Source organism: Ohtaekwangia koreensis, from assembly GCF_900167975.1.
Taxonomy (GTDB): Bacteria; Bacteroidota; Bacteroidia; order Cytophagales; family Cyclobacteriaceae; genus Ohtaekwangia; species Ohtaekwangia koreensis.
This window is the reverse complement of the sequence record NZ_FUZU01000004.1, coordinates 910,876-933,899: the sequence shown is the minus strand read 5'-3', so window position 1 is coordinate 933,899 and position 23,024 is coordinate 910,876. Positions and strand designations below refer to the sequence as shown.

Genomic DNA, 23,024 nt, shown 5'->3' with positions numbered 1-23,024 from the left:
AGCCCTTTATATACAGGAGTAGTAAAATTTTAGTTGAACAACTATGAAAAAACAAATTGAAGAAGCTAACGGTAAGTTAGGAGTACTTATCCCAGGTCTTGGAGCAGTAGCGACCACAATGATAGCAGGTGTAGAGGCAGTAAAGAAAGGTCTTGCACAACCTGTAGGTTCATTGACTCAAACAGGAAATATTCGTCTTGGTAAAAGAACTGAGAATCGCTATCCTAAGATTAAGGACTTCGTGCCGTTGACTGATCTGAATGATATCGTTTTTGGTGGATGGGATGTATATGAGGACAATGTATATGAAGCGGCAGTAAATGCACGCGTGCTTGAACTCGGCTTGCTGCAATCAATCAAACCTGAGCTTGAACGCATTAAGCCAATGAAAGCTGTATTCGACAAGACCTATATCAGGAACCTCGATGGTAAAAATGTAAAGGAAGCTGCTGCCAAGTATGACCTTGCTCTGGCAGTGATGAAGGACATCGAGGACTTCAAAGTAAAAAATAACTGCGCACGCCTGGTAATGGTATGGTGCGGATCAACTGAAAAATATATCGAAGAAGCAGAGGTACATCAAACAATCTATTCTTTCGAAGACGGACTTCGTAACAATGATCCTTTGATTTCACCGAGCATGATCTATGCGTATGCTGCGATTAAGAAAGGTGTTCCATATGCTAACGGAGCTCCGAACCTTACCTGCGATATACCAGCACTGGTAGAACTTGCAAGAGAGTATAATGTACCAGTAGGAGGTAAAGATTTCAAAACAGGTCAGACCTTGATGAAGACTATACTTGCTCCAGGTTTACATGCACGTTCATTGGGTATACGCGGATGGTTCTCTACGAATATATTAGGGAATCGCGATGGACTTGTACTCGATGATCCGGATAACTTCAAAACAAAAGAAGTATCCAAATTGGGTGTACTGGAAGATATATTAAGACCTGAAGAAAGTCCGGAACTATACGGAGATATATACCACAAGATCCGTATCAACTATTATCCTCCACACGGAGATAATAAAGAAAGCTGGGATAACATCGACATCTTCGGATGGCTTGGCTACCCGATGCAAATCAAGATCAACTTCTTATGCCGCGACTCTATACTCGCAGCTCCGATCGTGCTTGACCTTGCTTTGTTTATGGATCTTGCAAAACGTGCTGAGATGAGTGGTATACAAGAGTGGCTATCATTCTATTTCAAATCACCTCAAACAGCGCCAGGCCTTCGTCCGGAGCATGATATATTCAAACAGCTTATCAAGTTGCAGAATACATTACGCCACATGATGGGTGAAGATTTGATTACACACTTGGGCTTAGATTATTACCAGGAACTGGTAGAGGCTTTGTGAGCCGTGTACATAAACTTATCGCTTCCTGTTTTGGAATAGGACAGCTGAAAGGTGGAGGCACCGTAGCTGCAGCGGTTTGCTGCGGTGCCTTGATTCTCTTGCAAGCAGAAACGTTTGGCTCAATAGTGATGCTCCTGGTGACACTGATTATTATAGACATCGGTGTATGGTCAGCGAACGGTGTGGAGACTGAGTGGGGAAAGGATAGTAGTCGTGTAGTCGTTGATGAGATTGCAGGAATGTGCGTAAGTCTGCTCTTTTTACCCCTGAACTGGAGCACGATTATTCTGAGTTTTATACTCTTTCGTGCATTTGATATACTGAAACCACTATACATCCGGAGACTGGAAGCAGTAGCCGGTGGTTGGGGAGTGATGCTGGATGATATAGCAGCCGGCATATATACAAACATCATTATGCAATTCCTTGTAAGATTCGTACTCTAGCTATGCGAACGTTTTTAAAAGCGCAAGGCGCATCGTTTCTGGCCTGGGTAGTAGATACACTTGTAATGGTAGTTTGTGTTGAAGGCCTTGCTATACGCTATACTATAGCAAGCGTAATAGGCAATGGTGCCGGAGCTGTAACACATTTTACAGTAGGCAGAGGATGGGTTTTCAATTCTGAAAAAGCAATTGGACACCAAATGCTGAGGTATGGACTAGTCTGGTGTGGTTATGTATTTCTCACAACCTTTCTGGTATTTGTATTCGCTGACTATATGAAGATAAATTATCTCGTTTCAAAAGTAACATCTTCTGTTATCGCCAGCGTTGCGTATACATATCCCATGCAAAAATATTTTGTATTTAAATGAACTTGGTTCGAAACACGATAATGGTAGCGATTGAAAGGGGAGCGTTGATCCTGAGTATACTTTTTGTGTTCGCATCGGTAGGGCTGAAGGCACAAACTACAGTTACCGGAACGATCATCGATAAGGAAAGTAAGGATCCGATTCCATTTGTAAACGTAGTGTTTGCCGGAACCACCGTAGGGTCTGTTTCCAACATGGACGGAAACTACAAGATCCAAACAACAGAACCGTATACACAAGTGCAGTTCTCATTTATAGGGTATAAAACCGTAACCAGATCTATAAAGCCTGGCGAAGAAAATAAAATCGATGTACGTCTCGAACCTGAAGCTACACTCCTCAACGAAGTAGAAGTTACCGTTGATAACAAGCGCGAAAAATATCGTAATAAGAACAACCCTGCGGTTGATCTTGTGCGCGAGATGATCGACCACAAAAGACAAAACCGCATCGAGAGCTATAATTTTGTGGAGTACGAAGAGTACGAAAAACTACAAATGTCTTTAAGCAACGTCTCTAATAAATTTAAAGAAAGACGATTGTTCCGTAAGTATAAATGGTTGTTTGATAACGTTGATACAACTGCTATAGAAGGAAAAGCATTGTTGCCGATCTATTTGCAGGAAACCATTTCCGATAAATACTTCCGCAAATCTCCTGAAAAGAAAAAAACTGTACAGAAGGCGCATCAAAAAGTAAGCTTCGATGATTATGTCGATAACCAGGGTTTAAGTACTTATCTGAATTATCTGTACAATGATATAGATATATACGATAACAATATCACCATACTTACCAACCAGTTCTTAAGTCCTATAGCGGATGCTGCGCCAACGTTCTATAAATTTTATATCACGGATACGCTTAAAGATGTAACGCCGAAGCTTATAGAACTTGTTTTCGTTCCCCGGAATGCCAGCGATTTTTTATTCCAGGGAAAACTTTTTGTAACACTCGATAGTAATTATGCCGTGCAAAAAGTTGATATGACTGTCAATAAGAATATCAATTTGAACTGGGTACGTGAACTATATGTAGAACAGGATTTTGAAAAAGGGGAAGATAGCAAGTATCACGTTGTGAAAAGCCGGATGCGCGCGGACTTTGGTCTCTCCAAAGACCGAGGTGGTATATATGGCGAACGGTTGGTTTCCTACAAGAATTTTACAATAAACAACGAACGCCAGGATTCGTTCTATGAAAACAAAGAACAAAGTTCTGCAACTGCAGAGGCGCCTGCCAATAAGGATATTAATGATGAAAGCTATTGGCTTGAACATCGTCACGACTCTTTATCGCGTGCAGAATCCAAAGTATATCAGAATATAGATAGCCTCCAAAAAATGCCATCGTTCAAACGCACGATGGATATAGCAACGCTGCTGTTGGCAGGATATAAGAGTTTTGGTTGGTGGGAGCTGGGACCTGTAAACACGTTCTATAGCTTCAACCCGGTAGAAGGATTCCGTCTTCGTATCGGCGGAAGAACAACCACACGCTTCAGCGAAAGACTATATCTTGAAACGTATGGAGCGTATGGTTTTAAAGATGAGAAATGGAAATACTACCTGGGCGCTACATATTCGTTTACCGGAAAATCGATCTGGCAGTTTCCTGTGAAGTCACTTCGTGTGGCCTATCAGCACGATACTAAAATTCCGGGACAGGAACTTCAGTTCGTGCAGGAAGATAACTTCCTCTTATCATTCAAACGCGGTGTTAACGACAAATGGCTATACAACGACATCTGGACGGTGGATTATCTGAATGAGTTCGATAATCATTTCTCATACAGACTCGGTTTTAAAAACTGGAAACAGATGCCAACAGGCGGGCTGTACTATACCATTCAGAATAACGAAACCTCTACTACGATACAGGAGCTTACAACAACGGAACTTTCACTTGAGTTGCGCTGGGCTCCGGGTGAACAATTTTACCAAGGTAAATCGTATCGTATCCCTATCCCGAACCGGTATCCGATTTTTACGATGCGTTTCATTGGTGGAGTAAAGGGTGTATTCAACAGCCAGTATAATTATCAGAACCTCGCCCTGAATATATATAAGCGAGTATACCTGTCACAATTCGGATATACCGATATAGTTGTTGAAGGAGGATATATAATGGGTAAAGTACCTTTTCCTTTGCTGGCGATCCATCGTGCTAACCAGACGTATTCGTATCAGTTGCAGTCGTATAACCTGATGAACTTCTTGGAATTCGTGAGTGATAAGTATGTCAGCGTAAACTTCGATCACTACTTCAACGGTTTCATTTTTAATAAAATACCATTGCTTAAAAAGCTAAAGTGGCGCGAGGTTGCTACGTTTAAAATATTATATGGAAGTCTGCGCAATGAGAATGATCCATACCACAATGCTTCACAATTCGTATTCCCGGTAAACGATCAGGGAGTGCCCACTACATATTCATTAACGAATGAACCGTATATGGAAGCAAGCTTTGGTATAGCGAATATTTTTAAGCTACTCAGATTTGATCTGGTAAGACGTTTGTCGTATTACGATCATCCGGAAGTTCCTAAGTGGGGAATCCGTGGAAGATTTAAGTTTGATTTTTAATTGTATGGGAGATATAGTGCAGAAGCCTTTAAATAAAACAGGAATGGAATCACAACCGATTCGTATAGTACTTCAACAACTCATTTATAAGGTCATTAATCCTTTTGTTAAGTTTTTGATCAAGATCGGTTTCACGCCCAATGCAGTAACGACAACCGGTTTGATACTTAATGTAGGGGTCGCTATTATTTTTGTAATTGGTGTGGAGGAAGGGAACCGTGGAGACCTGTCGTATGTTGGCTGGGCAGGAGGGCTGATTTTATTTGCAGGACTATTCGATATGCTTGACGGACAAGTTGCCAGGTTGGGAAATATGAGCTCCACATTCGGAGCATTGTATGACTCTGTACTGGACCGCTATAGCGAGATGATTATGTTCCTGGGAATCTGTTACTACCTGATTGGGCATCATTATTTTCTGAGTTCATTGTTTGCATTTATAGCATTGATCGGCTCCATGATGGTAAGTTATGTGAGAGCGCGTGCAGAAGGATTAGGCATTGAATGCAAAGGAGGATTGATGCAGCGTCCGGAACGTGTTGTAACGGTAGGGGTAACCGCCATTGCATGCGGTATAACGGCAAATATAGTGGGAGGTAATTATAAATTATTCATCCCCGGTATTCCGTTCCAGGTATTCGAAACGATATCCATATTTACTGTACCATTAACAGTGATGGCGATTCTAACAAACATTACGGCAATCAACAGATTACGTGATGCGAAGCGCTCACTGGAATTAAAAGAATCGAAATAAGACATGATGAATTTTCTGATCAGTCTGTTTTTTGTTGGTGCTTTAAACTATTCTCCACCCGATGAGACCTGTGTTTGTAAAGGTCAGGAAAAATTCCCGATTCCTCCGACCGATCAGCAGACACTTTTCTATATACAACGTACGCCCAATACAAATACAATCATGTATGTATTGAATTTTGGTGACAAGGGATTATTGGACGAGGACGAGCCGGTGCATCCATACTGGATCCGGTATCAGGAGGAAGGGCAGAAGGAAGAGCTTTCATTTATTCAACGTAACTATGCTTACGGTTTGAAGACTGAAAATCTTGGAAACAATAAGTATGAATTACGCTTTGTGTCCTATAAGAAGCTTCCGTTTTACCTCGTGAAATCAAAGCGCGACAATCGCTATCATATTATAGCAACGATCAACAAGAAAGATATAGAGGTCTCCCGCGTTTTCTTACAAATAGAAGGCGGATCATTTTGGCTTCCAAATGTAGTCTGTGCAGAAGTGACGGGAGTAGACCCGGATACAGGAGCTGAAATAATAGAACGGTTTAAACCATGAGTGCTATGAAAAAGAATTTTGTTTCCAATTCACAGGAATCCACACGCATGTTTAAAATGGATTGGATGGAGAAATTATCCAAAGTACATTTCTCTGTGCCGATTTTTATTTTTGTACCGGTAATTATATACTTTTCATGGAAAGCGTTTGCCGTTGCCCACAATAATATAACAACCTTTATAGTAACCTTTTTGGGTGGCTTGTTATTTTGGACATTGACAGAATATATACTTCACCGGTTTGTTTTTCATTTTGTGCCGAAATCAAAATGGGGACTAAGAATGCATTTTATTTTTCATGGAGTTCATCATGACTATCCTAATGATCGTCTTCGTCTTGTAATGCCTCCCTCCGTAAGCATTCCACTGGCCACAGGTTTTTATTTCCTGTTCCTCTGGTTGCTTCCCTATGAATACGTGAGTGCTTTTTTTGCTGCCTTTATTTTTGGATACCTGGTATATGACATTTCACACTATGCCATGCACCATTTAACGTTTACCAATCCCATCATGAAAAAAATAAAGCAGCATCACATGCAGCATCACTATGCAAATCCTGACCGTGGATATGGTGTGAGCTCTGCTTTATGGGATAAAATATTCAGATCTGATTTTGAGAAATAATACGAAATACCTGGACCAGTCCATGTTTAATTTTACCCTTCGACATGTGCTGGTAGCGTGTGTTGCTTCCGCTATATATCTTTTGGTATCGTGGGGTCTAATTGGTTTTAAAACCGATCAGCTCTTCTTAATCGCATTGTTCAGTACGCTTTACCTGGCGTCTTCTGTTACGCGTAAATTCATTCTGGGCTTCTCGATCTTTATTGTTTACTGGATTATCTACGACTATATGAAAGCATTTCCAAACTATGCTTTCAATCCTGTTCATATTAAAAGTTTGTACGATGCCGAGAAAAACATTTTTGGTATACTACAAGACAACATTACCCTTACACCTAACGAGTTCTGGCTGCAGCATAGTTATACTTTTGTAGATGTGATGACAGGTATATTTTATCTCTGCTGGATTCCTGTTCCATTGGCATTTGCTGGCTATCTGTTCTACAAAGACAAAGGTCAGTTCCTCGAATTTGCACTTACCTTTCTCCTGGTAAACCTACTGGGATTTGTCGTTTACTATATATACCCTGCGGCACCACCCTGGTATGTACACCAATTCGGTTTTGAATTTCATGCAGGCACTCCCGGAAATACAGCCGGCTTGGTGCGTTTCGATCAATTCTTTGGCATTAATATATTTACCTCACTCTATGCCAAAGGCTCGAATGTATTTGCAGCAATGCCATCGTTGCATTCTGCCTATCCGCTCATTGTTACTTATGTAGGATTAAAGTACAGGTTAGGATGGATTAATATAGTGTTCGTCACTATTACGGTAGGGATCTGGTTTGCAGCTGTATATACCGGGCATCACTATGTTCTTGATGTTCTCGCAGGTATACTAACAGCCGCGCTTGGGATTGCCGGGTACAATCTCTTGACCAAAAACAAAAAAATTAGCGGACTGATCGAGCGCTATAGAAATACTATTTCGTAGATAACTTTTCTGTTTATCGATGTCTCGTACTTATGGGTTCAGGTAGAAGCGGACGCCTGCACCGGCATGGAGTATATCCCAAACGGTAAGATACCCGGTGTTCTGAACGTAGCTTACCAGTTTCAATTCGTTGGTGCCGACTTCGTAGTAAGCCTCCCATATATTTTTCGAGAACTTATGGCGGACTTTACCTCCTATAAATATATTTACACGTACTGCCTCACTCCACCAGTAATATCCATCTGGGTACCAGGAAGGCAAATCAGAACTATATTTCTCCCCCATGGTATAACTGAAAAATGTACCGACCGTGATGGGGTAAATAGTTGTATTGTCTCCGGCTCGTATCTTCCAGGGAAGTGCTGTGAATTTTAAAGTGATTGTGGATATATCATTTCCACCAATCGCTCTGGGTAGATAACCAAAGAGTATATCAATGCTCGCTTTCTTATGAATGATATCGTATCCCGCTCCGGCAGATAAAAAACCAATGCTCCCTGCGTATTGCAGATCCAGTGCATCAGGAATATACCATTTGGGCCTCGGCTTGATAGCCGTGCTATCTTGTGCCAGGGTTATGCCGGTAACAAAATAAAATAATGCTATAGCTATTGTGAATAATTTGTAATTCTTTTTCATACTAGTAATAAACCTCCTTCACGCTGAATTTATCGCTCCATAATTTTAAGATCAGGTACATACGCTGATCCATACTGGTTGATACTATATATTGAATACCATCATCGTATGGTTGTGAATTTGAGTAACTGTGCAAATGACCATGCAGCGACACATTTACTTTGTTCGAGTGCCGTAATATCCTGGCATAGGCATTCTCCAACGCTGGATCAAAATCATTGTCAAAAGGAGGGACGTGCGATGAAACAACGCCATGACTGAAGTCGTCACCATTCAATTGATCTTTAAGCCATGTTGTATCCGGTACGTGTCCGTTAAATCTATATTCACGGGAGTTTGTGTTCAGAAAAATAAACTTGAATCCGTTTTTAATAAATGAATAGTTCAGGGGGCCATACATTTTTTTAAATATGAGCTCGCCGTTCCCCGATACATCATGATTCCCGATCACCGCCAGGTAAGGCTTGTTTAATTTTTTCATGATGTCATGAACCCAATGGAACTCATCGTTGATTCCAAAATCAGTAATGTCACCGTTCAGTACCACGAAATCTGCAGCGTATGTATTAGCGCTTGCTACAAAATCGTCAACGTCATCGTAGAATCGTTGCGTGTCTCCCATGAGTATAAGCGTCATGGTATCCTTTTGTGGAACAGTAGCTTGAATCGTTTGAATAGCTTTTGCATTCAGATCCTGCTCGTCATCGGGAACGATTACTTCATAGGGATGGTATTCAAACAAAGAGCAATCGGTTAGAATAAAAATTAAACTAAAAAAGAGAAGACGCATGTCAGAATATATTCAGGGTTAAAATAATTTTAAGATTGAGTAAGCTGGGGATATGCAAACTGAGATGATCGAAGTTGTAGCTATAAAAAACCGTTCCTATACTTATAAAAAGATCGGCCCCACCAACTTTCGCCACATGTTGTAATTATATATTACTATAATTTGTCTACGATTTTTTTGAAATTTAGGTTACGGTAAAATGTAAATAGAGATATTTCCTACTGCGTGTGCCGGTAGATTATGAATGTCTGAAGATGATAGTTTGTAGGTGAAGGACGCACCAACGCCTCGATAAGCGATAACATATCCTATATCTATTGACTTTAGAAACCGATTCACAACAGGTTTCGGAACCGGGATGTTTTTCTCCTGACTATCACTGGTAAATATACCACGCTTGAAGACGTTGCCTTCGATCATCGTATTGTGAAGTACAATATCGAAAGCAGGGCGAACGGTAAAGTATGATTTGAGTCTGGGAGTATTGTTGAATGATGAATACTGCTCGATATATCCTGAAAAGTATGAAGCCATTTTTCCAATACGAAAGGTCGAATGAAATTTAACACCATCTTGTAAAGTCCCGATATATACATCGCTTCCGTATAGTATCTCAATGAATTTTTTCTGAACAAGCGATTTCTCAAATCGTAAATTCAGATTGATCAGAAGTGCTGGTGACAATTGATGATCCCAGCCCATGGGTTTCGGGCTGTTGGTATGGTTGTGAACAAAGGATTGAATCTGCTCGCCGAAAGCGTATTTACCCATCACACCTGCGATCCACTCGGTTTGAAGTATATATTTCCTCACAGGGTTTGCCGAGTGCAGCGCACTGCTTATGAACAGTGCACTGGAATATGGATAGTCAAATGGATCTGGACTAGTGGTTGAAATGTTTTCCGGAGTATACATGGTCTGCATGACACTCCAGCTATAGGTATTGACACTGTTGTCGCCAGCCTTTAAGGAAGCTGTTAAAGATTGATTTCCCTGGTTGTGGCCTCCTATAGAAAAAATCGAGACGCGCCCCGTTAGTATAGCCTCTGTCTGTACTGTTAGGAGTAAACAGATCATTCTCCTCATATAGTCTGAACATTTGTACCGGCTGCTGCTGCGCTATAGCGGCGGCAGAAAGAAGCATCAGCACGAATACAAACGAACGCATATATACAATCGTTATGCGGGCACCAGGTGCTTCTTCTCAATGTTGAGAAGTATATCATCGATCGTTTTCATTCCATCGGGCCCATCGAACAGCGACTCTGCGTGAAGTGCTTCTTCGATCTCAAGCATCAATGAAAGCATTTCAAGATTACGGAATCCAAGATCATGAACCAGATCTGTCTCAGGCTTAACGCGCGCAGAAGCGATTCCATAAAGTGACAGTACCGCTTTGATTCTGTTCAGGTTTTGATAGTAAAATAAATTTTTCATGCTAAAGTTTTATCACGCTAGACGTATTGGTATATTTTATATTGTACTTCGTGATTCTTTTATCAGATATCACCGGCTGCAGTGACATACCCCATCTCAGCTGCAACCGGTATACCCGCTAATCAACTTCACAAATCCTTCATCTATAGTAGAATGCTCTTTTTTATAAAGGACTGGCAACCGGTAAAAGAAACACCCCTAAACCTCTATATATACCGGTGCCGAGTCCTAACCCCTAATCGTTCAAAAAAGTGTCACAGATGTGAATTATTTTTTAGTTTAATCAATGAAGCATATAAACAGGCAACCGCTTTACCACTTTTACGAAAACGATTACAGAGCAGATTTAGGAAGTATAAGTATTCTGGTAACAAGCAAACACTGCCTATATAATGTAAACGCCTTTGCAAGACTTTCAGCTCGTGCTCATATACATCTTGCCTTTCACTGATATAGTCTCTTGCACGGTTAAAAGACCATGTCAGGTATAGATTCACTATTTTGATTTATCGACCAAAATCGTATTTTGGTCGATTATTGTCCAAAAAAATTATTTTTTGAAACCGTGAATTAATAGATCAAGAATTATATCCATGCGATCACCTATTTTCTTGATGCGGTTATCTTCAAATATTCCCATCTCAATTCCGCGAAATGCGCAGAGCATCACGTATGCAAGGTCGTCAAGGTCTCCATCTTCAATTTTGAACTCCTTGGTCTGTACGCCATACGACAAGATATCCTTCAAGGTTTCAAGTTCTCTGTTCTCGTATTTCTTTTTGAGTTTCCTGATAAGGTTTGGATTTTCGGATATCTCACCGAAAATGATACTATATAAATTCGCTTTCTGATTTAATAATTTAATTCTTATAGAAGTAAAAGCTTTGAGTTTATCTTCAGCGGACGACACCTTATCTACGGCAATCGTGACGAGGTTTATTACTTCTTCCATGTCCTCACTGATCACAGCGTCAAAGATTTCGTCTTTGCTCGCGTAGTAGTAGTAAAGTGTACTTTTTCCCTTACCAGTGGCTTTCGCGATGTCCTCCATCGTGGTTTTAAATAAACCAAACCGCTGGAAAAGTGCACGCGCCGCTTTCAACACCTCAACGCGTATCGCTTCATCTTTCGTCATGTGCAGAGACTGGCTCATTAAAATTTTAGACTCTATCCGTTTTTCAGTCCAAAAATACATCAAAAAAATCAAATCCAAGTAATCAGTCAGTATTCTTTCTTAAGAATCTATTTATAAAGTCATTTTTTAATGGCTTTATAATGACTATGTGACTATGGCGTGGACGATTTTGAAAATCGGAGGTATGAATTTTTTTCAAGAGTGGTTTTTCTGGAATATATACTGGTACTATAGCATACACTACAAAGACGAAAGGATCTTAAAAAAACTGCCACGATCCCGTGAAGACCGCGGCAGTTTTAAGCACTTATTAATCTAGTATACAGTTGTCAAAGCAGTTTGATCGGCTGAAGTAAACGGACGATCGGTACCGTTGGAACATGCCAGCATCCATGAATTAGCAGATGGACCTGTTGGTGTACCTGGAATATAAACAGCACCAACACCAGCAGTACCTTCGGTGCCGCCAGAGCCACAGCTATATCTGCGTCTCATATAGTCTGTATGACGAAACCCGATAGCATGACCAATCTCATGCGCAATTACCGTAGCAGCATCAGCACGTTGTGATGTGTTGTTATAGTAATATGTGTTCAATTGAATTGGACTTGCAGGATCGCCACCGGTAGGGAAGCCGGCACTGAAACCCAGTGTATTGCTATTTTCATAGAATGACAAAATCTGGATGTCAGCAGCAGAGGCATTGGTAGTAGATTGGAAGTTCAACGTAAGACCAAGCGCGTTGTAGCGGCTCAACGCTGTGTTAAAAGAATTTCGCATATAGGTACCGAAACCAGCATCCAGGTATACATATATAGTACGGGGTGTACTGGTTACCAGGTTTGTTGTGCGGTAGTGTTCTTCATCTGCACCAGGACTGAGGTTCACGGCACCATCGAGTTTGGAGATCTGGGCTTCTGTTAACTTGATATCACCTTCAACAAGATAAGTGCCATCACTTAGTTTTGACAATCCTTCACTGGTGTCAAAACCTGCGGCATTTAGTTGTTCAACAATTTTAGGTGAAACTTCATTTTTTGCTTCTTCTTGTTCCTGACAAGAAAGCGCGGCAAATAGAATAGCCACGCAGCAAGTTGCGTACATCTTTCTCATAACTTTTAAGTTTAGGTAATGGTTAATTAATAGCAACAAGTAAATGAATTAGGTTTAACTTATCAAGTTTTTAATTCACTTTGTAGTTAAATATATCTTTTTTTACGTCCGATGAATGTATACTATATTATAAAGAGGTTGGTAGTAAGTATAGCGTTGATATTTATTTACTCTACTATATATAGTCAAAATAAGTTGCAGCACATTTTAGTGAAGGCATCGCGTGAGGAAATAAATGAATTGCAGCGGACGCATGCTATAAAGTTTGCAAGAGCATTACCGTCAGGAGATTACGTGTGTTTTTTTAATGAAAATGCACAAGGGAGAGAACGATTGCGGGGTGAGTATATAAACGACAATCGCTGGAAACTAGCGCCAGCATTTACGAAAACCGATATTACCGGTAATATACTTTCTGTCCAGGTAGTTGATGTATATGTGTTTAAACAGTATATACGCGAACATATATCCAGGTGTGAAATTTTAAATGAACACGCAGCTTCGAATACAATTTTACTTAGACTGAATGCAGAAAACGACCTTGATATACTATTAGAATGTGATGTGGTAGTATTTATAGGTATATCACCTGAGGAAATAATCGAAGAAACATCCAATAGTTTTCAAGATATAGGTGTTAATAAGGTAAATATAGTTCATAATATATACCACGAATTGAGTGGTGAAGGATTGAATGTGTGTATCAAAGAGCGATCATTTGATACAACAGATATAGACCTTGCGGGTAGGGCATTTACCTCAATGCTCACGGACGAAGAGAGATCATTACACGCAGCGCAGATGGCTACGATCATCGCAGGTGGCGGAAATTCAATACCGGCTTCAAAAGGAGCCGCATGGGCAAGCCGCATTACCGCGTCAAGTTTCTCGAACCTGCTACCCGATGATGGTGCAACACTTTCCTCTTTGGGCATTTCCGTGCAAAATCATTCGTACGGAGTAAGCGTTGACAATATATATGGAGCAGAAGCTCATGCTTACGATGTAAGCGTTAATAATAATTCGGAGTTGCTACATATATTTTCTGCTGGTAATTCCGGTTCAACTGTAAGTACATCGGGAACCTATGCAGGTATTGCCGGCTACGCGAATTTGAGCGGCAACATGAAAATGGCAAAAAATGTACTTACCGTAAGCGCCACCGATAAAACCAGAGAAGTAAGCACATTGAACTCAAGAGGCCCTGCATATGATGGACGTCTTAAGCCTGAACTTGTTGCGTTTGGATCTGAAGGAACATCGGACGCTGCCGCGATGGTATCGGGAATTAGTATACTTGTGCAACATGCCTATAAGAATATATATTCGCAGCTTCCATCTGCGGCTTTGGTGAAAGCTATATTGATTGCTTCCGCAGATGATGTGGAAAATAGAGGGATCGATTTCATTTCCGGGTACGGGGCTGTCAATGCTTACCAGGCCATACAGCTTGTGAAAGCCGCTTTCTTTAAGAATGACAACATCGGTCAAAATGAAACGAAGACGATGGACATTCATATTCCTTCCGGTATAAAGACCTTGCGTGTAGCCGTAACCTGGAATGATCCCGCTGCAGCCGCTGGCGATGCAATAGCAATTGTAAATGATCTCGACGGTAAACTTACGAATGGGAACTTGCAGTGGCATCCCTGGGTACTCAGTCATTATCCGCATGCTGATTCACTTTCGAAAGCTGCAATACGCAAACCTGATCATCTGAATACTGTCGAATATATAACGGTTGACGATCCCGCTGCCGGCACGTATCAATTACAAGTAACGTCAAAAAATTTGGCGACCGATACACAGGACTTTCACGTTGCTTATTGGTTGGATACTGCTAATGTGTTTCAATGGACGTATCCTACAGGCTCCGATAAGACCGAGGCTGAAAGTGAAATATACTTTCGATGGAACAGCTCGTTTGAAGATACAGGAACGCTTGAAGTTAGTGTGAATGGAAGCCCCTACGAGACGATCGCTGAAAACATCGCTATAGCGGATGACGCCTATACCTGGAAAACGCCTGCTGGCTTGGGTGTAGCAGTAGCACGAATGAAAATTGGTAATGATTACTATCGCTCCGATACATTTACCATTGCGCCTTCAATACCTTTGAAAGTTGGTTATAACTGCGATGATGAAGTATTGCTGACGTGGAATAAAATTCCCGGTGCAACACAATATAGAGTGTTGTCGATGCAGGGAAAGTATATGGAACCGATCTATATATCAGCTGATACGTCTTTTATTTTTGATAAAGATCAGTTTGCGTCCCTATATTATGCTATTCAGCCGGTAATTGATAACAAGGTTGCATTGCAAGGTGTAGCTTATAATTACAGTGACCAAGGTGTGCATTGTTATTATCGGAATTTTATTGCCATGCTGACGGAAGCAGAAACAGCAAAGCTTTCGCTCAATATAAGCACAGTATATAATGTGACTGGTATTCAATTTGAAAAGGAGATTGACGGGAGCTTTACACCTCTTGATGTCGTGCCGGTAAACAGTAACCTGCTCTATGAATATATAGATGAATCGATCCGGGGTGGTGTAATAAGATATAGAGCTGCTATCCTTTTGAGCGATGGTCGCGCTGTCTATTCTGATACATCGGTATTATATTATGGCGATGATAAAACTTACCTGGTATATCCTAATCCTGTAAAGGCTGAAGAGCAGGAGCTTGAAGTGCTCACGAACGGGGACAACCTCAAGATGGTACTCTATGATATGACCGGAAAAATTTTGAAGAGCCAAGACCTTTATAATTCATTGTTCCGTTTTTCAATTGCAGAATTGACACGCGGATTTTATATCTACCGCATCTTTCGCAATTCAAAACCTGTGGCTTCCGGCAGGCTAGTAGTGAATTGAGACCGGATTTATTCAAAAACATCCCAAGATGAAGTCCATGTTTAAGCATGCAAAATAAATTGCGTCAACCCGGATACTTGCAATAAAGGAAAGCGGTAAATTACTTATCAGATAAAAGGACGCAAATGGTAAGGGAAGAGGTGACGATACAAGATCGCGAGCAAGCTGGTTATCTGCTCAGCAAGAAACTGCTGCTCTATAAAAATTCGAATGCGTTGGTGGTGGGGTTAGGACATGGAGGAGCTGTTGTCGGTTACCATGTTGCCCATGCGCTTCAGCTTTCTTTCGCTGTTATACCGTGCCGTAAAATCAAGCATCCGGCAAACAGCGCACAAACGATTGGTTCTGTAAGCATGAACGAGGTGCTTATGCTGGAAGACATTCATGGTATACCACAAGACTATATATATCACCAAATTTTACTATCGCGAATTGGCATCGAACGTGAGTTTAATTTTTACTATGCAAATAAACCACGGCCGATCATTGAGAATAGAACCGTTATTATTGCCGATGATGTATTGGAAGAAGGTAATGCTATAATTGCATGCCTGCGAAGTATAAAAAAGCAAAACCCCACTGACGTTGTTGTTGCTATACCCATTGTTACTGCCGCTGCTTTTCGTGCTATAAGTTTAGAAGCAGATGACGTGGTCTTTCTCAAAAAGGAATCAAGTAATGAGCCCGTTCGGAATATATATGCTTCTTTGCCAACAGTGAAGGAAGAGGAAGTGCGTGATCTGTTGCTGAAGTCTATGAAAAGCACTGTCTAAGAGTTTACAATTATACTATATACTTAGTCTCACGATATAAATTGTGTGTTGCACGGCACACGGTCGGTTTCTTTATTTCAAATTAAGATGTAGTTTCTTAACTTGAACCCTTTAAGTATATAAACAACCCATCATGATTTGTAAAAATATAGTCAGAGGTGCATTAGCATCCCTCTTTCTCTTTATTAGCCTTTCATTTCAACCCACTGTAGCACAAAAGGAAACTGCCGGAAAAAGCACTTCGTCAAAATCGCTGGCGCAGTTGCAGCAGGAATTTGTAGACCTTCGCTTCGGCATGTTTATTCACTTTAATATACCAACGTTTATGGATCAGGATTGGGCCGATCCCGAAGCATCGCCATCGATTTTTAATCCGTTAAAATTAAATTGTGATCAATGGGCCAAAGCCGCAAAGTCTGCTAACATGAGCTATGGTTGTCTCACCACCAAGCATCATAGCGGGTTTGCTATATGGAATACAAAAACCACAGACTATAATGTGATGAACAGTCCGCTAAAGCGAGATGTAGTGAAAGAGTATACCGATGCCTTTCGTGCCAACGGATTAAAGGTAATGCTATATTATTCCATTCTGGATACGCATCACAAGCTTCGCCCAAAACAAATTACGAGGAAGCACATTGAAACGGTAAAAGCACAGCTCACAGAACTGCTGACCAATTATGGAGAGATCACTGCCCTGATCATCGATGGCTGGGATGCACCCTGGTCGCGTATTTCGTATGATGATATACCTTTCGAAGAAGTATACTCTCTGATCAAATCCATTCAACCAAACTGTTTGGTGATGGATCTGAACGCTGCCAAGTATCCTGCGGAAGCATTATACTATACGGACATAAAATCATATGAGCAAGGTGCAGGGCAACACATATCGAAAGAGACTAATAGACTGCCGGCATTATCGTGCTTACCGATTAATGGCGCCTGGTTTTGGAAAACAAGGTTTCCGCGTGAAGCTGTGAAAGACCCTGCCAAAATGGTAAATGATAATATTATACCTTTCAACAACGCGTATTGTAATTTTATTTTGAATGTTGCTCCGAACCGTGATGGGCTGATTGATGACAATGCTATAGGAGCATTAAAGGAAATTGGAAAGCTATGGAAGAACCAGGGCCCTGTCGCTAAATTACCTTCAGCGGACGCTCCTATAATTTCTTCCAACATTGCCAAGCATCAGCCAAGCACCAGTAGCTGGGGCGATGATATGTGGATTATGGACTTCGCGAACGATGACGACTTTAGTACATCGTGGGCGTCTAACCCTACCGTTAAGCAACCTTGGTTTGAAGTGGAGTTCGATCGGGAGAAGCCGTTTAATACACTTACGATATATGAACAGCATGGAAGCATTCGTAAATATCATATAGAGTATTTTGCGAATGGCACCTGGAAGAATTTGCTCTCGGCAACTACTGCCGGTAAATTCAAGATGCATCGTTTCGATCGGGTGTGGGGAGGTAAAGTAAAAATCGTGATCGATGAATTCAGCGAAACGCCTTCTATTACAGAGGTAGGCGTATATAATGAGAGACGATAGTATATAGATATATTATGTGAATGACCAGCCGTGTGCATCACACGGCTGGCACACGCGTAAAGCCTGGCACGATACCAAAAAAGATATTGACCAACTGTGGACTTCTTGTGCAGGGAATCCTCATAGTTATTAGGAATTAATATCTGGTTTAATATTTTCGTGCATGATTCTTCGTATTATTTCCGGCTGCCTGTTAGCAGCTTCATTCACAATTTCTGTGTGTGCACAAGAAGTTGTTAAGCCTTTCAGTGATCTCACAGAGTATGTTAATCCGTTGATCGGAACAGCTTCCAATCCTGGATTGTCCAACGGCAATACATACCCGGCAATTGCTTTACCCTGGGGCATGAATTTCTGGATGCCACAGACTGGCCCGATGGGCGATGGTTGGGCCTATACCTATAGCGCTTCCAAGATCAAAGGGTTCAAGCAAACACATCAACCTTCTCCCTGGATGAATGATTATGGACAATTCTCCATCATGCCGATAACCGGTAAATTAGAATTGAGTGAAGAGGGACGTGCAAGCTGGTTCTCACATAAATCAGAAATAGCGAAGCCCTATTATTATAGTGTATACCTGGCGGATCATAATATCACCGCAGAGCTTGCACCAACAGAGCGTGCCGCTATTTTCAGGTTTACCTATCCCAAGTCCGATTCATCCTATATAGTTATAGATGCTTTTGATCGCGGATCCTATATTAAAATTATACCGGAGCAGCAGAAGATTATCGGATATACAACGCGTAACAGTGGTGGTGTACCACAGAACTTCAAAAATTACTTCGTCATTTATTTCGACAAGCCTTTTGCGTTGGCCAAAACCTGGAATAAGTATCTGCTCCAGAGTGGAAGTGAAATTACCAGCGATCATGCCGGTGCCGTTATAGGTTTTAAAACTTCAATGGATGAACAAGTACATGTTCGTGTTGCCTCTTCCTTCATCAGCTTTGAACAAGCCGAACTGAACCTGAAAGAGATTGGGACAGACAATTTTGAAGCCGTAAAACAAAAGGGTCAGGCCGCCTGGAATAAAGAGCTTAGCCGTATCGTTGTGGAAGGTGGTACAGCGGATCAACTGCGTACATTTTATTCATGCCTATACCGCGCATTGTTATTCCCAAGGAAGTTTTATGAATTGGACGCGGCAGGAAAAGTGGTTCACTACAGTCCTTACAACGGACAAGTACTTCCAGGCTATATGTTTACCGATACAGGTTTCTGGGACACATTCCGGTCGTTGTTTCCATTCTTAAACCTGATGTATCCATCGTTGAGTGCAAATATTCAGGAAGGACTAGTGAATGCCTATAAAGAAGGAGGCTGGCTTCCGGAGTGGGCGAGTCCAGGCTATAGGAATATTATGATTGGATCAAATTCGGCATCCATTGTATCCGATGCCTACATAAAAGGTATTCGCGGTTACGATATCAATGCGTTATATGAAGCTGTTTTGAAGAACGCGAACAACGAAGGCCCGATGACCGCTGTGGGCAGAGCCGGAGTGAAAGACTATAATACATTGGGCTATGTTCCTTATGATATAGGTATAAATGAGAATGCAGCACGAACGCTCGAATATGCATACGATGATTTTACTATATATCAACTGGCTAAGGCATTGAATCGTCCGAAAAAAGAAATTGAATTGTTTGCCAAGCGTAGTCAGAATTATAGGAACCTGTTTGATAAACAAACCGGACTGATGCGCGGTAAAAATAAGGATGGCAAATTTCAAACGCCTTTCAACCCTGTAAAGTGGGGCGATGCCTTCACCGAAGGAAACAGCTGGCACTATACATGGTCAGTATTTCACGATGTTCAAGGTTTGATAGACCTGATGGGAGGCAAGGAAAAATTCACAGCCAAACTCGATTCGGTATTTACGTTGCCACCGGTGTTTGATGATACTTATTATGGTGGTGTTATCCATGAGATCCGCGAAATGCAGATAGCTGATATGGGACAATATGCGCATGGTAATCAACCGATCCAGCACATGATCTATCTATATAACTATGCAGGTCAGCCATGGCAAACACAATATTGGGTTCGCGAAACGATGAATCGCCTATATTTGCCAACACCCGATGGTTATTGTGGTGATGAAGACAATGGACAAACGTCTGCCTGGTATGTTTTCTCTGCATTGGGTTTTTACCCGGTGTGCCCTGCAACAGATCAATATATAGTGGGCGCTCCTTTATTTAAGAAAGCAACGCTAAATCTTGAGAATGGCAAGAAGGTAGTAATAAACGCACCAGCCAACAGTAACGATAACAAGTATATATCTGCTGCTGCCATGAATGGTAAACCTTTTACGAAGAACTGGGTGAGTCACCTGGAACTAACCTCAGGAGTGACGATTGATTTTACAATGACAGCGCAACCCGACAAGCAACGTGGTATAGGCGAGGAAGATTTTCCGTATTCGCTTTCGCGGGAGAAAAAAAGCAAAAAGTGAAAGTTTGACGTAAAAAACTTGAAGTAAATACTCAAAGTTAAAGCTAAGTAAAAAGCTAAATACTGTTCCCTGATGAAAATAAAGAATCTGCTTACTATTGTGTTGGTGGTGTTGGCGTACAGCTACTCCGTTGCGCAAGATAACCTTGTCCAGTATGTGAATCCGTTGATAGGCACCCATAAGATGGGACATACATACCCCGGGGCAACTGTTCCGTTTGGAATGGTGCAGCTGAGTCCTGAAACAGATACGATACCGTATGAAGCAGACGATCACTATAATCCGCTGGTATATAAATATTGTGCAGGCTATCAGTATGATGATCCTACCATCGTAGGGTTTACGCATACGCATTTCAGTGGTACTGGTCACTCTGATCTGGGTGATTTCCTGATCATGCCTTCTGTGGGGAAGTTGCAGCTGAATCCAGGTACAGAGCAAAATCCCAAGAGTGGCTTTCGTTCTGCTTTTTCTCACAGCAATGAAAAGGCCGAAGCTAATTACTATAGAGTAAAACTGGATGACGATAATATAGTAGCGGAACTAACCGCCACTAATCGGGTAGGCTTTCATCAATATACTTTTCCGCAAGCTGACCAGGCGCATATTATACTCGACCTGATGTATGGTATCTATAATCATGCCGGTAAAAATATATGGACTTTTGTACGTGTTGAGAACGACACACTTGTTACAGGCTATCGCCAGACCAATGGCTGGGCGCGCACACGTACGGTATATTTCGCCATGACGTTTTCAAAACCTATCAAGCAGTACGGCATGAAAGATTTTTCTAAGCCGGATGTATATAAAGGATTTTGGCGCAAGTTTGATCAGACCAAGAACTTTCCAGATATAGCGGGTGAACAGATCCGCATGTATTTTGATTTTCAAACACAGGAGGGTGAGAAGGTAAAGATCAAGTTTGCATTATCATCGGTGAGTACAAAGGGTGCGTTGGAAAACCTGCAGACCGAGCTTCCGCATTGGGATTTTGAAAAAGCAAAACATGATGGACAACAGCAATGGCAAAAGGAATTGCAGCGTATCCGGGTAAAGGCGTCTGACAAGAATGATCTGATTAATTTTTATACTGCCCTATATCACACTTTTCTGGGACCGACAACCTATATGGATGTAACGGGTGCATATCGTGGTTTGGATCAGAACAATCATCAAGCAGCGGGTTTTACAAATTATACTACATTTTCACTGTGGGATACATATCGTGCGCTGCATCCGCTGTTTAATGTTATACAGCCCAAGCGAAACAGCGACATGGTAAATTCGATGCTGGCACATTATGATCAGAGTGTTCACAAAATGTTGCCGGTGTGGTCGCATCATGCAAATGAGAACTGGTGTATGATTGGATACCATAGCGTATCGGTAATTAGTGATGCTATAATCAAAGGTAATTTTCAAGGTGATGCTTATCAGGCGCTGGATGCGTGTGTCGCGACTGCGCGTCATAAATCATATGATGGGTTGGAATACTATATTCAGTCGGGATATGTACCGGAGGACAAAAGTGGGTCATCTGTTTCAAAGACTTTGGAGTATGCGTATGACGACTGGTGCATTGCACAGGTGGCCAAAAAGCTGAACAAGCAAGCTATATATGATGAGTTTACAAAGCGCTCGCAAAACTGGAGGAATGTATACGATGCCTCTACCGGCTATATGCGTCCAAAACTGAGTGACGGAAAGTTTCGAAAGGAATTTGATGTACTCAGCACGCACGGTCAGGGATATATAGAAGGAAATGCCTGGAATTATAGTTTATATGTTCCGCAAGATCCGGAGCAAATGATAGCATTGATGGGAGGGAAGAAACGTTTTGTTCAACACCTGGATTCACTCTTTACCATGAACCTGCCGGACGAATTTTTTGCGCATACTGAAGACATCACACGGGAAGGTATCATCGGTAATTATGTTCATGGTAATGAACCGGCACACCACGCAGCTTATTTATATAATTGGACAGATCAGCCCTGGAAAACGCAGGAGCGCGTACGAATGATCCTGCAGAAACAATATCACGCCACACCCGATGGCTTGGGTGGCAATGATGATTGTGGGCAGATGAGTGCTTGGTATATATTTACCTCTCTCGGATTTTATCCGGTTGCACCGGGCTCTGATCAATATGCATTGGGCAGTCCGGCTATACAATCTGCAGTTCTTCCGTTGGAGAATGGTAAGACTTTCGAGATCGAGGCTATAAATCAGAGTAAAAAAAATGTTTACGTACAGAAAGTTACACTGAACGATAAACTACTAACACGTCCTTTCTTAACACACGATGAAATCGTAAAAGGTGGAAAGCTGGTATTTTATATGAGCGCGAAGCCAAAGCGATAAGCGTTTTGAGTATATACAAATGTCGCGGAAAGCTGATTTATTGAACATTTGGCTTTCAGCATTGTAAAAACTGGACAAGAAATGGGTATCTGTCCAGTTTTCGTCAAAAACTGGACATTCAAGGGATACTTCTATACAGAAGGAATATTCCTGTTAATAACATGAACCAGATATCAAAAAAAATCCCCCGATTATGAGTCAGGTGATTTTTTTATG

Annotated in this window: 20 protein-coding genes; 13 read left to right on the top strand and 7 right to left on the bottom strand. The window is 41.4% G+C overall.

All coding sequences use genetic code 11. The features are described from left to right. Nucleotides 1-43 precede the first annotated feature (43 nt). From B5Y40_RS27015 to B5Y40_RS26980, 8 genes are read left to right on the top strand one after another with little or no spacing between them, the layout of a single operon-like run. Nucleotides 44-1,369, top strand: coding sequence for an inositol-3-phosphate synthase (locus B5Y40_RS27015; protein ID WP_079689958.1), 1,326 nt, complete (start codon nt 44-46; stop codon nt 1,367-1,369). After that, nucleotides 1,366-1,815, top strand: a complete 450-nt coding sequence (locus tag B5Y40_RS27010; protein WP_079689957.1) for a phosphatidylglycerophosphatase A family protein — start codon at nt 1,366-1,368, stop codon at nt 1,813-1,815. The genes B5Y40_RS27015 and B5Y40_RS27010 overlap by 4 nt, the downstream gene beginning before the upstream one ends. Before the next feature lie 2 nt (nt 1,816-1,817). After that, a complete protein-coding gene (locus B5Y40_RS27005) occupies nt 1,818-2,186 on the top strand; it encodes a GtrA family protein (RefSeq protein ID WP_079689956.1) in 369 nt (122 codons plus the stop codon). Continuing rightward, nucleotides 2,183-4,771, top strand: a complete 2,589-nt coding sequence (locus B5Y40_RS27000; RefSeq protein WP_079689955.1) for a DUF5686 and carboxypeptidase-like regulatory domain-containing protein — start codon at nt 2,183-2,185, stop codon at nt 4,769-4,771. The genes B5Y40_RS27005 and B5Y40_RS27000 overlap by 4 nt, the downstream gene beginning before the upstream one ends. 43 nt (nt 4,772-4,814) lie before the next feature. Beyond that, nucleotides 4,815-5,528 (top strand): CDP-alcohol phosphatidyltransferase family protein, encoded by a 714-nt coding sequence (locus tag B5Y40_RS26995; RefSeq protein WP_079690041.1) that lies wholly within the window; start codon nt 4,815-4,817, stop codon nt 5,526-5,528. 3 nt (nt 5,529-5,531) lie between these two features. Continuing rightward, nucleotides 5,532-6,083 carry a DUF4833 domain-containing protein gene (locus B5Y40_RS26990; protein ID WP_221408993.1) on the top strand — a complete coding sequence of 184 codons (552 nt, stop codon included), beginning with the start codon at nt 5,532-5,534 and terminating at the stop codon, nt 6,081-6,083. Nucleotides 6,084-6,088: 5 nt separating this feature from the next. Further along, nucleotides 6,089-6,706 carry a sterol desaturase family protein gene (locus tag B5Y40_RS26985; protein ID WP_079690040.1) on the top strand — a complete coding sequence of 206 codons (618 nt, stop codon included), beginning with the start codon at nt 6,089-6,091 and terminating at the stop codon, nt 6,704-6,706. Nucleotides 6,707-6,728: 22 nt separating this feature from the next. Next, nucleotides 6,729-7,643: a phosphatase PAP2 family protein gene (locus B5Y40_RS26980; protein WP_079690039.1), complete on the top strand. Its 915-nt coding sequence runs from the start codon at nt 6,729-6,731 to the stop codon at nt 7,641-7,643. Between the two features lie 30 nt (nt 7,644-7,673). Here the strand turns inward: B5Y40_RS26980 and B5Y40_RS26975 are convergent, their stop codons facing one another. The 7 genes from B5Y40_RS26975 to B5Y40_RS26950 all read right to left on the bottom strand — a co-directional run bounded on the left by B5Y40_RS26975 (nt 7,674) and on the right by B5Y40_RS26950 (nt 12,757). Continuing rightward, nucleotides 7,674-8,282 (bottom strand): hypothetical protein, encoded by a 609-nt coding sequence (locus B5Y40_RS26975; RefSeq protein ID WP_079689954.1) that lies wholly within the window; start codon nt 8,280-8,282, stop codon nt 7,674-7,676. A 1-nt stretch (nt 8,283) separates the two neighbouring features. After that, nucleotides 8,284-9,072: a metallophosphoesterase family protein gene (locus tag B5Y40_RS26970; RefSeq protein ID WP_245840830.1), complete on the bottom strand. Its 789-nt coding sequence runs from the start codon at nt 9,070-9,072 to the stop codon at nt 8,284-8,286. A 189-nt stretch (nt 9,073-9,261) separates the two neighbouring features. After that, the gene (locus B5Y40_RS26965; protein ID WP_394333199.1) at nt 9,262-10,083 is read right to left on the bottom strand and encodes a lipid A-modifier LpxR family protein; all 822 of its coding nucleotides are present in this window, start codon (nt 10,081-10,083) and stop codon (nt 9,262-9,264) included. Beyond that, the gene (locus B5Y40_RS30155) at nt 10,007-10,171 is read right to left on the bottom strand and encodes a hypothetical protein (RefSeq protein ID WP_394333198.1); all 165 of its coding nucleotides are present in this window, start codon (nt 10,169-10,171) and stop codon (nt 10,007-10,009) included. The genes B5Y40_RS26965 and B5Y40_RS30155 overlap by 77 nt, the downstream gene beginning before the upstream one ends. Before the next feature lie 80 nt (nt 10,172-10,251). Beyond that, a complete protein-coding gene (locus B5Y40_RS26960) occupies nt 10,252-10,509 on the bottom strand; it encodes a hypothetical protein (RefSeq protein ID WP_079689952.1) in 258 nt (85 codons plus the stop codon). A gap of 550 nt (nt 10,510-11,059) precedes the next feature. Further along, on the bottom strand, nt 11,060-11,662 hold the full coding sequence (locus tag B5Y40_RS26955; RefSeq protein ID WP_159453823.1) for a TetR/AcrR family transcriptional regulator: 603 nt from the start codon (nt 11,660-11,662) through the stop codon (nt 11,060-11,062). 297 nt (nt 11,663-11,959) lie between these two features. Beyond that, complete coding sequence (locus B5Y40_RS26950; protein ID WP_079689950.1) at nt 11,960-12,757, bottom strand: M57 family metalloprotease; 798 nt, start codon at nt 12,755-12,757, stop codon at nt 11,960-11,962. 111 nt (nt 12,758-12,868) lie between these two features. Between B5Y40_RS26950 and B5Y40_RS26945 the strand changes: the two genes are divergently transcribed. The 5 genes from B5Y40_RS26945 to B5Y40_RS26925 all read left to right on the top strand — a co-directional run bounded on the left by B5Y40_RS26945 (nt 12,869) and on the right by B5Y40_RS26925 (nt 22,808). Next, nucleotides 12,869-15,637: a S8 family serine peptidase gene (locus B5Y40_RS26945; protein WP_079689949.1), complete on the top strand. Its 2,769-nt coding sequence runs from the start codon at nt 12,869-12,871 to the stop codon at nt 15,635-15,637. Nucleotides 15,638-15,762: 125 nt separating this feature from the next. Further along, the gene (locus B5Y40_RS26940) at nt 15,763-16,410 is read left to right on the top strand and encodes a phosphoribosyltransferase family protein (RefSeq protein WP_079689948.1); all 648 of its coding nucleotides are present in this window, start codon (nt 15,763-15,765) and stop codon (nt 16,408-16,410) included. A 133-nt stretch (nt 16,411-16,543) separates the two neighbouring features. Then, on the top strand, nt 16,544-17,974 hold the full coding sequence (locus tag B5Y40_RS26935; RefSeq protein WP_079689947.1) for an alpha-L-fucosidase: 1,431 nt from the start codon (nt 16,544-16,546) through the stop codon (nt 17,972-17,974). A 163-nt stretch (nt 17,975-18,137) separates the two neighbouring features. After that, nucleotides 18,138-20,441, top strand: a complete 2,304-nt coding sequence (locus tag B5Y40_RS26930) for a GH92 family glycosyl hydrolase (protein WP_079689946.1) — start codon at nt 18,138-18,140, stop codon at nt 20,439-20,441. 72 nt (nt 20,442-20,513) lie between these two features. Continuing rightward, the gene (locus B5Y40_RS26925; protein WP_079689945.1) at nt 20,514-22,808 is read left to right on the top strand and encodes a GH92 family glycosyl hydrolase; all 2,295 of its coding nucleotides are present in this window, start codon (nt 20,514-20,516) and stop codon (nt 22,806-22,808) included. The last annotated feature ends 216 nt before the right edge of the window (nt 22,809-23,024 follow it).